This is a genomic window from Rhodococcus spongiicola, assembly GCF_004011835.1.
GTDB classification, from domain to species: Bacteria; Actinomycetota; Actinomycetes; order Mycobacteriales; family Mycobacteriaceae; genus Prescottella; species Prescottella spongiicola.
Map to the genome: position 1 here is coordinate 243,936 of NZ_RKLN01000003.1, position 13,584 is coordinate 257,519.

14 protein-coding genes and 1 tRNA gene are annotated in these 13,584 nt (G+C 67.2%); 12 read left to right on the plus strand and 3 right to left on the minus strand.

The genetic code is table 11. The features are described 5' to 3' along the window. Positions 1 to 72 precede the first annotated feature (72 nt). From EF834_RS09185 to EF834_RS09215, 7 genes are all read left to right on the plus strand, one after another. Positions 73 to 756, plus strand: a complete 684-nt coding sequence (locus EF834_RS09185; RefSeq protein WP_127946920.1) for a biliverdin-producing heme oxygenase — start codon at positions 73 to 75, stop codon at positions 754 to 756. Then, entirely contained in the window at positions 753 to 1,769 is a 1,017-nt protein-coding gene (locus tag EF834_RS09190; RefSeq protein WP_127946921.1) for a heme/hemin ABC transporter substrate-binding protein, read from the plus strand. The genes EF834_RS09185 and EF834_RS09190 overlap by 4 nt, the downstream gene beginning before the upstream one ends. After that, positions 1,766 to 2,845, plus strand: coding sequence for a FecCD family ABC transporter permease (locus EF834_RS09195; RefSeq protein WP_127946922.1), 1,080 nt, complete (start codon positions 1,766 to 1,768; stop codon positions 2,843 to 2,845). Before EF834_RS09190 ends, EF834_RS09195 begins: the two co-directional genes overlap by 4 nt. Next, positions 2,845 to 3,708 carry a heme ABC transporter ATP-binding protein gene (locus tag EF834_RS09200; RefSeq protein ID WP_127946923.1) on the plus strand — a complete coding sequence of 288 codons (864 nt, stop codon included), beginning with the start codon at positions 2,845 to 2,847 and terminating at the stop codon, positions 3,706 to 3,708. Before EF834_RS09195 ends, EF834_RS09200 begins: the two co-directional genes overlap by 1 nt. A 121-nt stretch (positions 3,709 to 3,829) precedes the next feature. Continuing rightward, positions 3,830 to 4,825 (plus strand): NHL repeat-containing protein, encoded by a 996-nt coding sequence (locus tag EF834_RS09205; protein WP_127946924.1) that lies wholly within the window; start codon positions 3,830 to 3,832, stop codon positions 4,823 to 4,825. 6 nt (positions 4,826 to 4,831) lie between these two features. Next, entirely contained in the window at positions 4,832 to 5,071 is a 240-nt protein-coding gene (locus EF834_RS09210) for a DUF5703 family protein (protein WP_127946925.1), read from the plus strand. A gap of 8 nt (positions 5,072 to 5,079) precedes the next feature. Further along, complete coding sequence (locus tag EF834_RS09215; RefSeq protein ID WP_127946926.1) at positions 5,080 to 6,150, plus strand: quinone-dependent dihydroorotate dehydrogenase; 1,071 nt, start codon at positions 5,080 to 5,082, stop codon at positions 6,148 to 6,150. Between the two features lie 62 nt (positions 6,151 to 6,212). On the opposite strand, the gene EF834_RS09220 is transcribed toward EF834_RS09215, so the two are convergent. Beyond that, positions 6,213 to 6,743, minus strand: coding sequence for a YbhB/YbcL family Raf kinase inhibitor-like protein (locus tag EF834_RS09220; RefSeq protein ID WP_127946927.1), 531 nt, complete (start codon positions 6,741 to 6,743; stop codon positions 6,213 to 6,215). A gap of 18 nt (positions 6,744 to 6,761) precedes the next feature. After that, positions 6,762 to 8,114, minus strand: coding sequence for a M20/M25/M40 family metallo-hydrolase (locus tag EF834_RS09225; protein ID WP_127946928.1), 1,353 nt, complete (start codon positions 8,112 to 8,114; stop codon positions 6,762 to 6,764). Between the two features lie 188 nt (positions 8,115 to 8,302). Here EF834_RS09225 and EF834_RS09230 point away from each other — a divergent pair. After that, a tRNA-Leu gene (locus tag EF834_RS09230) sits at positions 8,303 to 8,388 on the plus strand. Between the two features lie 81 nt (positions 8,389 to 8,469). On the opposite strand, the gene EF834_RS09235 is transcribed toward EF834_RS09230, so the two are convergent. Next, positions 8,470 to 9,693, minus strand: coding sequence for a S8 family serine peptidase (locus EF834_RS09235; protein WP_127946929.1), 1,224 nt, complete (start codon positions 9,691 to 9,693; stop codon positions 8,470 to 8,472). A 204-nt stretch (positions 9,694 to 9,897) separates the two neighbouring features. Between EF834_RS09235 and EF834_RS09240 the strand changes: the two genes are divergently transcribed. The 4 genes from EF834_RS09240 to EF834_RS09255 all read left to right on the plus strand — a co-directional run bounded on the left by EF834_RS09240 (position 9,898) and on the right by EF834_RS09255 (position 13,582). Further along, on the plus strand, positions 9,898 to 11,349 hold the full coding sequence (locus tag EF834_RS09240) for an SDR family NAD(P)-dependent oxidoreductase (RefSeq protein ID WP_127946930.1): 1,452 nt from the start codon (positions 9,898 to 9,900) through the stop codon (positions 11,347 to 11,349). 102 nt (positions 11,350 to 11,451) lie between these two features. After that, positions 11,452 to 11,847: a universal stress protein gene (locus tag EF834_RS09245; protein WP_127946931.1), complete on the plus strand. Its 396-nt coding sequence runs from the start codon at positions 11,452 to 11,454 to the stop codon at positions 11,845 to 11,847. Positions 11,848 to 11,892: 45 nt separating this feature from the next. Then, the gene (locus EF834_RS09250) at positions 11,893 to 12,267 is read left to right on the plus strand and encodes a DUF2784 domain-containing protein (protein WP_206615243.1); all 375 of its coding nucleotides are present in this window, start codon (positions 11,893 to 11,895) and stop codon (positions 12,265 to 12,267) included. A 67-nt stretch (positions 12,268 to 12,334) separates the two neighbouring features. Continuing rightward, the gene (locus EF834_RS09255) at positions 12,335 to 13,582 is read left to right on the plus strand and encodes a saccharopine dehydrogenase family protein (RefSeq protein WP_127946932.1); all 1,248 of its coding nucleotides are present in this window, start codon (positions 12,335 to 12,337) and stop codon (positions 13,580 to 13,582) included. Positions 13,583 to 13,584 lie beyond the last annotated feature (2 nt).

A 13,584-nucleotide genomic window follows, 5' to 3' on the forward strand; every position in this document is an offset into this window, starting at 1 on the left:
AGCGAAGGCAATAGAAGGATAGGCTAACCTCGTACCAGTTATCGCCCCGTTGTCACCGTTGAAGGAGATCACATGGACATGCTCGATCGGCAGTCCCCGGTCGACGGATCCGCCGGCTTCGCCAAGCGGATCAAGACCGAGACCGACGCGGCTCACCGCGCGACCGAGCAGTCCCGGTTCGTCGGCGATCTCCTCGCCGGCAGGCTCCTCGAGGACGGCTACGCCGCACTTCTCACGCAGACGTACCTCGTGTACGAGGCACTCGAACGCGCAGGCGAGATCCATGCGGGCGATGCCCTCGCGGCTCCGTTCATCGCACCCGAACTCATCCGCCTGCCGTCCCTGGCCGCCGACCTCGAGTTCCTACGCGGACCGCAGTGGCGGGAGCAGGTCATCGCCACACCCGCGACCGCACGCTACGTCGCGCGCCTCGAGGAGGTTGCGTTCACGTCCCCAGCCGACTTCGTCGCGCACCACTACCTGCGCTACTTGGGTGATCTCTCCGGTGGCCAGATCATCCGTCGTATGCTCGAGCGCGCCTACGGTTACGAGGTCGACGGTTTGCGCTTCTACATTTTCGACCAGATCGCCAAGCCCAAGGTGTTCAAGGACGAGTACCGCGCCAAGCTCGACAGGGCGCCCCTGACCGCCAAGGAGCAGGCTCGGTTCATCGACGAGGTCAACCTGGCCTACGGACTCAACGGTGCTCTGTTCGCAGACCTCGAAGCCGACATAGATCGCTACCTTGTGAAATGAGATACCTCCCCCGACTTCTCGCCGCATCGGCCGCGATCGCGTCGGCCGTCGCCCTCGTCGGCTGCACTTCCGTCACGACTGGCGACACCGACCAGCGAGGCCGCACCACTGCGGTGGTCGCGAACACCGATCCTCGCCCGATCGCGGACAAGCCGACACCACAACTGCCCGCAACCGTGCGAGGCTTCGACGGCGTCGAGGTGACGGTCACCGATGCCAGCCGGATCGTGACGGCCGACCGCTACGGAACTCTGACTCAGACGGTGTTCGCCCTCGGCCTGGGCGACAACGTCGTCGGCCGGGACACCGCATCGGCGTTTCCGGCCGCCGAGGGCATCCCCGACATCACACCCGGCGGGCAGTCGCTCAACGCCGAGGCGATCTTGAACCTTGCCCCGACCGTCGTCCTCACCGACACCAGCATCGGCCCGAAGGCCGTCCAGGACCAACTCCGCGCCGCGGGCGTCCCTGTCGTGTTCTTCGATCCCGCCCGTACGCTCGAAGGCGTCCCCGGGCAGATCACCGCCGTCGCGCAGGCCCTCGGGGTACAGGCGCAAGGGGCGGAGCTGGTCGCGCGCACCCAACAGGAGATCGCCGACGCCGAGGCTTCGGTTCCGCAGGATCGCGACAGGCTCGAGATCGCATTCCTCTACCTTCGTGGTCCCGCGATCATGATCCTCGGCGGCCCCGGATCCGGCGCGGATGCGCTGATCGAGGCCCTCGGGGCTACGGATGCGGGCACCGCCTCCGGTCTCACCCAGCAATTCCAGCCGGTCACCACCGAAGCCATGATCGCGGCAGCACCCGACGTCCTGTTGATGATGACCGGCGGACTCGAATCCATCGGCGGGCTCGACGGGCTCGAGAACATCCCCGGCCTCGCGCAGACCCCGGCGGGGCAGAACAAGCGGGTCGTAGACATGTCCGACAGCGTGCTCCTCAGCTTCGGACCCGACACCGGCCAGATCCTCTCGGCCCTGTCCGATGCGATCTACCGTCCCACCGCGGAATGAGCGTTGACCAGCGGCCCTCGAGCCCAGTCATTGGAGCTCGTCCCCGAGTGCGCGCCGGAACAGTCATCACGGGCCTGGTGATCCTGCTCACGTTCCTTGCCCTCGCTTCCGCCACCATCGGTCAGGTCCCGACCAGCCCGGCCGAGGTCCTCGGCAGCCTCACACACCGGATCGGGCTGAACATCGGCCCGATGCCGTCACATCCCAGCGGTGAAGTGACGTTATGGCAGGTGCGTTTCCCCCGCGTCATTCTCGCGATGTTGGTCGGCGCCGCTCTCGGCTGCGCCGGCGCTCTCCTGCAAGGTGTGTTCTCCAACCCACTCGCCGAGCCAGGCGTCATCGGTGTCTCCGCGGGCGCCGCTGTCGGTGCCAGCGCGGCCATCGTCCTCGGTGGCGCGTTCACCGCCGGGCCGGCCGTGGCCACGTCGGCGTTCATCGCGGGGCTGATCACGACGACGCTTGTCTACCTGCTGGCGCGTGCGGAGGGGCGCACCGAGGTTGTGACCTTGGTGTTGACCGGTATCGCCGTCAACGCATTCGCAGGCGGCCTCATCGCCTTCTTCACCTTTGTCGCGAGCCCAGCTGCCCGCGACCAGATCGTGTTCTGGCAGTTGGGCAGCCTCAACGGCGCGACCTGGAACGCAGTCGCGATCGTCGCCCCGATGGCGATCGCTGGTATCGCCGCGTCGATGCTCATCGCGCCCAGGTTGGACCTGCTGGCGCTCGGCGAGAGCGCGGCCCGGCATCTGGGCGTCGACGTCGAGAAGTTGCGGCTGATCGCGATCGTGATCGTGGCGGTACTGGTCTCGTCGAGCGTGGCGTTCACGGGCATCATCCTGTTCGTCGGCCTCGTGGTTCCGCACGTCATGCGGATGCTCGTCGGCCCAGGACACCGACTGCTGCTTCCGGCCAGCGTGCTCGGCGGCGCAGTGGTCCTGCTCGCGGCCGACCTCGGCGCCCGCACGTTGGTACCGAATGCCGATCTGCCGCTCGGCATGCTCACTTCGCTCGTCGGCGGACCGTTCTTCTTCTGGCTACTGCGTCGAACCCGCTCGCGCCAAGGCGGATGGGCGTGATGGCCTTCCTGCTCGACCGCTCCCGCCGCCTGTTCACGCGCGGATCCGACCTTCCCGCCCTCAACGAGCGGGGCACGGTGACGATGCGCGCCACCGATGTCAGGGTCGAACGTGGCGGCCGCGCCGTCCTCGACCGAGTGAGTCTTGCGGTCCACGCCGGAGAGGTGCTCGCGCTGGTCGGCCCCAACGGCGCCGGCAAGTCGACCCTTCTGGCCGCTCTGTCCGGTGATCAGCCGGTCGCATCGGGTGCAGTCGAACTCGACGGGCACCCGCTCGCACACTGGTCGCCGGGCCAGATGGCCCGGCGGCGAGCGGTACTGCCGCAACAGCACACCGTCGGCTTCTCCTTCACCGCCCGACAGGTCGTCCGAATGGGCCGATCTCCGTGGCACCGAACCAGTCGCGAGGCCGACGACGACCGGCGTATCGACGAATGCCTGAACATGTGCGACGTCCGGCACCTTGCCGGTCGCCCGTTCAGCGTCCTCTCGGGTGGCGAGCGGGCCCGGGTCGCCCTCGCTCGCGTGCTCGCCCAGTCCACTGAGACGGTGTTGCTCGACGAGCCGACCGCGGCGCTCGACCTCGGCCACCAGGAGGCGGTCATGCGAATCGTCCGCGACCGCGCCGGCGAGGGTGCCGCCGTGGTGGTGGTTCTGCACGACCTCGGCCTCGCCGCCGCCTATGCCGACCGGATCTGTGTGCTCGACGGCGGGAGGGCGGTGGCCGACGGTCCACCGGCGGACGTCCTGACCGAGGAATTACTCAGCGACGTGTACGGGCACCCGGTCGAGGTATTCCCACACCCGCGGTCGGGCGCGATGCTGGTGTTGCCGCGACGCGGCGATCCAGCCGGCACCCCCTGAGAGTCGCTCATCGCGCGAAGAGGTGACTCGAATTCCGGCCGGTCCGGTCGATCATGGATGCTAGAGGCGAGCGAACACAGCGAACATGCAGTATCCCGCACCAGTTTCCAGGAGCACACCAATGCGAATACCCGCACCGCGCACCATCGCCACCGCTATCGGCACCGCGTTGCTGCTGGCCGGGTGCGCATCCGTGACGGGCGGTGACAACCTCGCGACGATCGAACCCGCCACCCCGGCCGTGTCCCCGAGTGGCGCGACGCCGGACGGTACCGTGCAGAACCTCGGCGTCTCGATCGACGCACTCGCGTTCGACCCCACCACGAACACCGTTGCGATCCTCACCGACGACGAAACGCGCCTGCAGTTGCAGTCCGAGGGTTCGCAACCGCGGGACGTCGTCCTCGACGGGGCCGCCACGCAGATCGCCACTGCGCCTGACGGGCGGGTGCTGCTCCCGATGAACGGTCGCGTGCAGATCGTCGACACCGCATCCGGCGAGAAGACCTCGATCACCGTCGACGGTGACGCTCGCTCTGCGGTCTTCCTCCCGGACGGCACGCTGGCGGTCGGTCTGGCCAGCGGGGAGGTCCAGGTGATCGACACCGCCGGCGATGTCACGAAGACGGTCTCCGGTCTCGCGTCGGTAGATGCGTTGGCACTGACCAACGGCGACCTGACCGCCCTGGATCGACGCCAGACCTCGGTGACCGAAATCGATCTCGACGACTCCTCGCTCGGCATGGCGCTGCGGGCCGGAGAGGGCGCTACCCAACTCGCGACCGACCCGTTCGGTCGAATCCTCGTCACGGACACCACCGGCAACGAACTGCTGGTCTTCACCACCGACCCGTTGATCATGCGGCAGCGCTACCCGGTCCCGGGTGCCCCTTACGGAGTCGCCTACGACGAGCGGACCGGCCTCGTGTGGGTCACGCTGACCGAAGAAAACGCCGTGGTCGGCTTCGACATCTCGACCGGTATTCCGGTCGAGGAAGCCCGGTACTTCACGGTCCGCCAGCCCAACTCCGTCGCGGTCGACACCGCCGACGGAACGCTGCTCGTCGGTTCAGCGACTGGAGATGGCCTGCAGCGGATCCCGCTGCCGGCCCGGTGATCCGCCGTGTCGCGTCGCTTCCGCGGAATCCCTCTCGAGTGGGAGACGGACTCTGACGAGTTCGAGTACCTCCCGCTGCGACTGCCCCGTGACGTGACCCGTGTCAGCGCCTCCTTGCGGTTGGCGCTGCAGGCCGAGTTCGGTGGTTGGGAACTGTCCCGGGTGCGCCTCTACACCGATGGCAGCCGCCGGATCCTGCTCCGCCGGCGCAAGACCACCCACCACGTTCCGGCACCTGGAATCTAGGGAGATTCGTGTACTACCTGCTACTGCGTCTGATGTTCCGGGTGCCCCCGGAACGCATCCACCACCTGGCGTTCGCCGCAATGCGCCTCGTCACCCGCTTCGCGCCGATCCGTGCCCTGGTCGCCAGGGTGCTCGTGGTCGACGATCCCGTATTGCGCGTCCGGGCATTCGACGTGGACTTCCCCGCACCGGTCGGGCTGGCCGCCGGATTCGACAAGGACGCCACCGGTGTCGATACGTGGGGCCCCATGGGGTTCGGCTTCGCCGAGGTGGGCACCGTCACCGCGCAACCGCAACCGGGCAATCCGGCGCCGCGTCTGTTTCGGCTCCCCGACGACCGGGCGCTGATCAACCGCATGGGCTTCAACAACCACGGCGCCGGGAACGCAGCCAACTACTTGCGGCACCGGCGCGCGGACGTGCCGATCGGCGCCAACATCGGCAAGACCAAGATCGTTCCTGCCGAGGATGCCGCCGCGGACTACACCGAGAGCGCGCGCCTGCTCGGGCCGCTCGCCGACTTCCTCGTGGTCAACGTGAGTTCCCCGAACACGCCGGGATTGCGTGACCTACAGGCGGTCGAGTCGTTGCGGCCGCTGCTGCAGGCCGTTCTCGACACCGTCCGGGTCCCCGTGCTCGTGAAGATCGCTCCCGACCTGTCGGACGAGGACGTCGACGCCGTCGCCGATCTCGCGGTCGAATTGGGGCTCGCCGGAATCGTGGCGACCAACACCACGATCGGACGGTCCGGTCTACGCACCCCGCGGTCCCGTATCGACGAGATCGGAGCGGGTGGGCTCTCCGGCGCGCCCGTCGCCGTGCGCTCACTCGAGGTGCTGCGGCGTCTGCACGCCCGCGTCGGCGACAAACTGGCGCTCATCTCCGTCGGCGGTATCGAGACCGCCGACCAGGCGTGGGAACGAATCCTCGCGGGCGCGTCGCTGGTTCAGGGCTACACCGGATTCATCTACGGCGGTCCCTTCTATGCCCGCAGGCTGCACAAGGGGCTGGCGCGCAAGGTTCGCGAGAACGGCTTCCGCTCGATCAGTGAGGCGATAGGTGCGGGCGCGCGCACCTGACCCCCTGCCCCGAACTCCACGTGCCCTGAGCTATCACCTCACGATGTCCCGACCTCCGAGGCCTACCGTTGCTCGTAGGTTCCCGTGATAACGGCGCGGGCGATCGCGTGGGAGTACAGGTTGAAACCGAGGAACGCCGGCTTCGACTCGGTTGTCACGTCGAGCCTGTCGACGTCGACAGCGTGGACCGCGATCATGTAGCGGTGCGGACCGTGGCCCTTCGGAGGGGCGGCGCCGAGAAAGCGGGCAAGACCACCGTCGTTCTGTAGTGTGACCGCGCCCGCGGGTAGCCCGGAGCCGGTGCCGTCACCTGCGTCGGCCGGCAGCGATGTCGTGGTGATCGGGATGTTGGCGACCGCCCAGTGCCAGAAACCGGATGCGGTCGGTGCATCCGGATCGAACACGGTCACGGCGAAGCTCTTCGTCTCGGCGGGAAAGCCGGACCACGACAGTTGCGGTGAGATGTCGTGGCCGCCGGCACCGAAGATCCCACTGACCTGATCATTGTTCAGCGGCGCACCGTCGGTGACGTCGTCGGACGTCAGTGTGAAGGACGGCAGGGCGGGCAGTCCGTCGTACGGGTCGTGAGCCATGAGATTCCTTCCTCGGGATCAGCTGTGCAGCAAGAAGTGTTCCATCACACGAGTTCCGAAGTGCAGTGAGTCCACCGGCACCCGCTCGTCGACGCCGTGGAACAGTGCGGCGAAGTCGAGCTCCGGAGGCAACCGCAGCGGGGCGAACCCGAAGCAGCGAATCCCCAATCGTGCGAACGCTTTTGCATCCGTTCCCCCGGAGAGCATGTACGGGGCCGTACGTCCATTCGGATCGTGCGCGAGAACGGCCGCGTTCATTGCATCCACCAGTGCGCCGTCGAACGTCGTCTCGTACGAGTCGAGCTTGGTGATCCATTCGCGGGTCACGTGCGGGCCGATCAACTCGTCCACTTCGCGTTCGAAGGCCGCCTGACGGCCCGGCAGCACCCGGCAGTCGACGACCGCCTCCGCGGTCTGCGGAACGACGTTTGCCTTGTAGCCGGCGCGCAACATCGTCGGATTCGCGGTGTCACGGAGGGTCGCACCGACGATTCGGGCGATCGAGCCCAGCTTGGCGAGCGCGCCGTCGATGTCGGGCGAGTCCGGATCGAACTCGACTCCGGCCTCCTGTGCGAGCACCGTCAGGAACTCGGCCACCGAGTCCGACAGCACGAGCGGGAACGTATGGTTTCCAAGACGCGAGACCGCGTCGGCGAGCATCGTGACGGCGTTCTCGTCGTGCAGGAACGAGCCGTGCCCCGCGGCGGCTTTTGCGGTCAGCCGCATCCAGCCGAGACTCTTCTCCGCCGTCTCTACCAGATAGAGACGCTTTTCGGTGCCATCCCCTCGCGTAATGGTCAGGGAGAAACCACCGACTTCCCCGACCGCCTCGGTTACGCCGTCGAACAGGTCTGAACGGTGGTCGACCAGCCATTGGCAGCCGTACTTGCCGCCGGCCTCCTCGTCCGCGACGAAGGCGAACAGGATGTCACGTGGCGGTACTGTGCCCTCGATCTTGAACTGGCGCGCGAGCGCCAGCATCATGCCGCACATATCCTTCATGTCCACGGCGCCACGTCCCCACACGTAGCCTTCCTCGACCGCACCGGAGAAGGGATGCACGCTCCAGTCCGCGGGTTCGGCCGGAACGACATCGAGATGTCCGTGCACCATCAGCGTCCCGCGTGTCGGGTCCGCGCCTCGCAGCCGCGCAAAGACGTTGCCCCGGCCGGGCGCGCCGGACTCGACGTACTCGGTCTCGTACCCGACCTCCTCGAGCTTGTCTTTCACCCACAGGGCGCACTCCCGCTCCCCCTTTGTGGTTTCGAGTTCACCGGTGTTCGAGGTGTCGAACCGGATCAGTGCGCTGACGAGGTCGACGACCTCGGATTCGGCGCGACCGACTGCCACAGATTCTTCGATTGATGCCACATCACTTTCCTACCACCGTCAGGCGCTCGGCTCGCGGTCCGACATTCGGGTACACATAAGACACAAATGCCCTCTGACCAGCCGATTAGGGACACGGGTCAATATCGGATAATCTTTCCTGGCACCGCGGAGAGCGGGGCGAAACGATAGACAACCGAATATCTCGCGAACGTGCGAGCAACGAATGAGTCCGAGTGGCGGAATGGCAGACGCGCTAGCTTGAGGTGCTAGTGTCCTATTAACGGACGTGGGGGTTCAAGTCCCCCCTCGGACACTCTGAGTTGAGACAGACGAGAGGTTCCCCCGGCTCCTTCGAGCCGGGGGGACCTCTCGTTCGGCAAGTGTGACCGCATGCTCAGTCCCGCATCGCCTCCGTTCCGAGCCCGGCGCGGTCCGCCTTCGAAAGTTCGCGCACCGCAAGATCCTTCGCACATGCCAGCAGCGAACCGATGGCGCTCACCCGGGGGAAGGTCAGTTCGGTGTGGTTGACGTTGTCGTGGTCGTCGGCGCCGTCGAAGACCACGGTCGAACCGCGCTGTATCCACCGCTTGACATCGGTGACCGTCGGTAGCTGACCCTTCGTCCGCAGGTAGAACGACTGCAGCAGCGATACGACCCCGAGCACGACCGGCGTTGCCTGGCTGGCCCCGTACTGGATCGACTCCGCGGTGTCGTTGAGGATCCCGGACGACGTGATCGGGGAGCCGGGGGCGAACGTGTCGGTTGCGCTCGGGCCACCCACGGTCCGGTGTAGCCGTTGCGTGAACGGCGTCAGCCGATCCGAGTCCGACTCGAATGCCTTCGCGCCGTAGCGATACCGGAAACTGCCCTCGTCCGCGTCGTACACGGCGCCGACACTGATCGTCTGCCGGAAGACCGCCGGGTAGCACATTCCCTGCATGCCACCGTGCGCGTAGTAGTCGTTGCCTGCGGCGACACAACAACACACGCCCTCGTCGGTGAGTTCTTGCAGCAGCGCGCCGATCATGTCGCCGGGCATGTCGGTATCCGTCGTACGGTTGTCCGCAGCGCCCGTCGCCAGGCACAGAGCCGAGATCCCCAGCGTTGCCCGCCGATCGAGCACCCAGTCCAGCGCGTCACGAATGTCGGCGAAGCGGCCGGTGCCGTCATTGGCGAGCACCTTCACCGGGACGATCCTCGCGCTGGGGGCGACGCCGGTGTGGATCCTTCCCGCGACGGCGATCCCGGCCACGCTGGTCCCGTGCCCGTGACCGTCGGCGACCTCCCCGGGATCGCCGCCGTAGTCGGCGGTGAAGTTGCGGCCCGGCACAACCCGGCCCGCGAAGTCGACGTGGCTGGTCCGCAGTCCGGTGTCGAGCACCGCCACCGTCACACCTGATCCCGAGACATTGAAGTCACGCCGGGCCTCCGGCGCCCGCACCAGCAGGTCCACCTCGGTCAGTTCGGGAAGGAACGGCCCTTCCTTCTGCAACGGAGGTTCGACCGGCACCACCGATTCCGCATGCAACATTTCGAAAGTTCCGACGGCGCTGCCTGTTGGGGCGCCGCCTGCGTCGTCCGCCCCGGATTGACCGGACGACCCCTTCGACTCGTTCATTGTCATCACCCTCCTCGAGGGTTGTCGCTCGAGTGGGGGGTTGCCCGGGGGCAATCCCCCTGGTACCTAGAATGGTCCTCCCGCGCAAGCGTCGTGTCACCCGCGTGGCACCCCGAACTACCGGGTTCAACCGGTCGGTAGACTCGGGCGTCGGCCCACTCCGGGTCAGGTACCCGCACGAGATCAGGACTGAGTTACCCACCGATGGCACAACCGATGACGGGTATCGACCCCACCGACCTGGAGACTTGCCTACGGGTGCTGGCGGAGGCATCCCAACTCGACGCCGATCACCCGGATTCCGTTGTCGTGCAACGCGCAGTCGGCAACATGTTCAAGAAACTCAAGCAGTTGCGTCGCAAGGAGGCCCGCGACGCGATCTCCGCGGCGGACCGTGCCGTCGTCGCCGCGACCGCGACCGGCTCACCCGATCGGATCGACGACGAGACCGCCGGGATCCCACTGACGTCGACCGCCGCCGGCGCGACCGCGGGCACTCTCATCCGTCCACGCCCGTGCTACATCTGCAAGCAGCGCTACACGCAGGTCGACGCCTTCTACCACCAGCTGTGCCCGGATTGCGCCGCGCGCAGCCACGCGAAGCGGGATCAACGCACGGATCTCACCGGGCGCCGGGCCCTGCTGACGGGCGGTCGCGCCAAGATCGGCATGTACATCGCGTTGCGTCTGCTGCGCGATGGCGCGCACCTGACGATCACCACGCGCTTCCCGAACGACGCCGTCAGACGGTTCAAAGCAATGGAGGACAGTGCCGACTGGATCCACCGCCTCCGCGTCGTCGGTATCGACCTCCGCGATCCCGCACAGGTGGTGGCTTTGGCCGATTCCGTTGCCGCGCAGGGCCCGCTCGACATCCTGATCAACAACGCCGCGCAGACCGTCCGCCGCTCGGCGGGGGCATACGGCGCCCTGGTCGATGCCGAGTCCGGCCCCCTACCCGCCGGCGCGCTGCCCGAGGTCGTGACGTTCGGCAAGACCAGCGAAGCACATCCGGCAGCGCTGGCGGGCTCGCTCTCGACTTCTCTGGCGGCGTCGGCGAGCCTCTCGGCGGACGAGGTCAGCTCGCTCGCACTCGTCGCGGGGTCCGCAACGCCGGCCCGCATCGAGCAGGGTGTCGCGATCGACGCGGGCGGCCTGCTGCCCGATCTTGCGCACACCAACAGCTGGGTGCAGACCGTCGAAGAGGTCGATCCGATCGAGCTGCTCGAGGTGCAGTTGTGCAACTCGGTGGCCCCGTTCATCCTCGTCTCCCGCCTCCGGGCGTCAATGGCTGCGGCGGTGGCCCGACGGAAGTACGTGGTCAATGTCTCGGCAATGGAGGGCCAGTTCGGCCGCGCCTACAAGGGCCCCGGCCATCCGCACACCAACATGGCGAAGGCAGCGCTGAACATGCTCACCCACACGAGCGCCAAGGAGATGCTGGCGGACCGTATCCTCATGACCGCGGTGGACACGGGCTGGATCACCGATGAGCGGCCGCACTACACGAAGCTGCGACTCGCGGAGGAGGGCTTCCATGCCCCACTCGACCTCGTTGACGGCGCCGCTCGCGTGTACGACCCGATCGTGCAGGGCGAGCGGGGCGTCGACCTGCACGGATGCTTCCTGAAGGACTACGAGCCTTCTCCCTGGTGATAATCCGGGCGGTGAAAGGCGACGCGTGGCGCCGTCGGATTCCGCTCCGGACCGGCAATACTGGACAGGCCCACCCGACACCGATGTTTCCCGGGAGGTTTCATGGCCATCGCTGTTGCGTTCAGCGACACTCCCGAGAGCCGTTGGGCGGTTGTGCACGCCGCCCGGGAGGCGATGCGACGGCGGGAGCAACTCCTCGTGCTTCAGATCGTCGACGACAAGTCGACAACTGCGCAGGCCGACGCGGCGCGAACCGCTGTGCAGTGCGTACTCGACGAGGGTGGTGTGGGGGAATCCCCATGGGAGCTGCGAACCTCCGAGCACAGCGGTGACCCTGTCGGGGCACTCGTCGATCTGATTGCCGACAGCGGCGCCGGCTTGTTCGTCGCGGGCGGGCGTCGGATGACGCCGATCGGCAAGTTCCTCCTCGAACGGTCTCTGCAGCGTCTTCTGCTCGAGGTCGACGTGCCGGTACTCGTGGTCAAACAACCGCAGTAATCTGGTATTGGATGAGGTCACGTCCCCGCGGTGGGAGGTGTCGAAGTGCTGTATCGGATGTTGGCGGACGCCACAGTGGTCACCCACTTGGCCTTCCTCGGCTATGTCGTGGTGGGAGGGTTCCTCGCGTGGCGCTGGAGGCGCACCATCTGGCTGCACGTCATCGCCGTCACTTGGGGCTTCAGCACCGTGTTGTTCGGCTTCGACTGCCCCCTGACCCACCTCGAGAACTGGGCCCGAGAGCGGGGCGGCGAGGCGATGCTGCCGTCGAGCGGCTTCATCGACCACTACCTGACCGGCGTGGTATATCCCGAGAGTTCGGTCGATCTCGTACGCACGCTCGTCGCGGTGGCCGTGCTCGTGTCGTGGGCCGGGTTTGTCCTTCCCTGGCTTCGCCGCCGGCGCCATGCCGCGGTCTGACCTGACCTTCCCCGATGTCGCCGGTCCCCGATGTCGCTCAGGCCCTACTCTCGAGTAACGTTGAGCCATGACCTCACGCTCACGCGATCTCGACGTCGTTGTATACGGAGCCACCGGTTTCGTCGGCCGCCTCACAGCCGAGTACCTTGCGAAGCACGCGCCGGAGGGCACTCGCATCGGTCTTGCCGGACGATCCGTCGAGCGCCTCGAACAAGTCCGCGCCGAACTCGGGCCGGCCGCTGCCGACTGGCCGCTGCTCCGGGCCGATGCAACGGACGAGTCCTCGCTGCGGGACCTCGCGGCCGCCGCTCATGTCATCACGACCACGGTCGGGCCGTATGCGAAGTACGGACTCCCCCTCGTGCGCGCGTGCGCCGAAGCCGGAACCGACTACGTCGATCTCACCGGCGAGGTGCTCTTCGCCCGGGAGAGCATCGACCGCTTCCACGACACGGCCCGGTCCACCGGCGCGCGCATCGTGCATTCGTGCGGATTCGACTCCATCCCGTCCGATCTCGGCGTCCACGTGCTGAACCAACAGGTCCAGGCAGACGGAGAGGGCACCCTGACCGACACGACCCTGGTCGTCAAGATGCGTGGCGGAGTCAGCGGAGGCACCATCGACTCGATGCGCACGCAACTGGACGTGACCAAGCACGACGCCAAGCTGCGGCGCCTCGCGGCATCGCCGTACTCGCTGAGCCCCGATCGTTCGGCCGAGCCGGACCTCGGTAGGCAGCCCGACATGACGATGATGGTCCGCGGCTCCGAGATAGCACCAGAACTGAACGGGTGGAAGGCCCCGTTCGTGATGGCTCCGTTCAACACCCGCGTCGTCCGCCGCAGCAACGCCCTCAGCGGATGGGCGTACGGGCGCGATTTCCGGTATCGGGAGGTGATGAGCGTCGGATCGTCGTTCGCTACTCCCGCAATCGCCGTCGGCGTCGGGGCCGTCCTCGGGGGTCTCATGGCCGGGTTGTCGTTCGCGCCCACCAGGTGGGTGCTCGACCGCGTGCTGCCCAAGCCCGGCGAGGGGCCGAACGAAAAGAGCCGTCAGCAGGGATACTTCACCACCGATGCGTACACCCGCACGACGTCCGGGGCGCGCTACATGTCCCGGATCTCCGCCCAGGGCGATCCCGGCTATGCCGCGACCGCGGTGATGCTCGGTGAGTCCGCACTCTCGCTTGCGCTGCAGCGCGACGATCTCCCAGAGTCACCCGGTGGCGTCCTGACACCGGCGACCGCGCTGGGTGACGTGCTCGTCGACCGCCTCCGGGGCGCCGGATTCACCATCGAGGCACGACGTCTGTGACC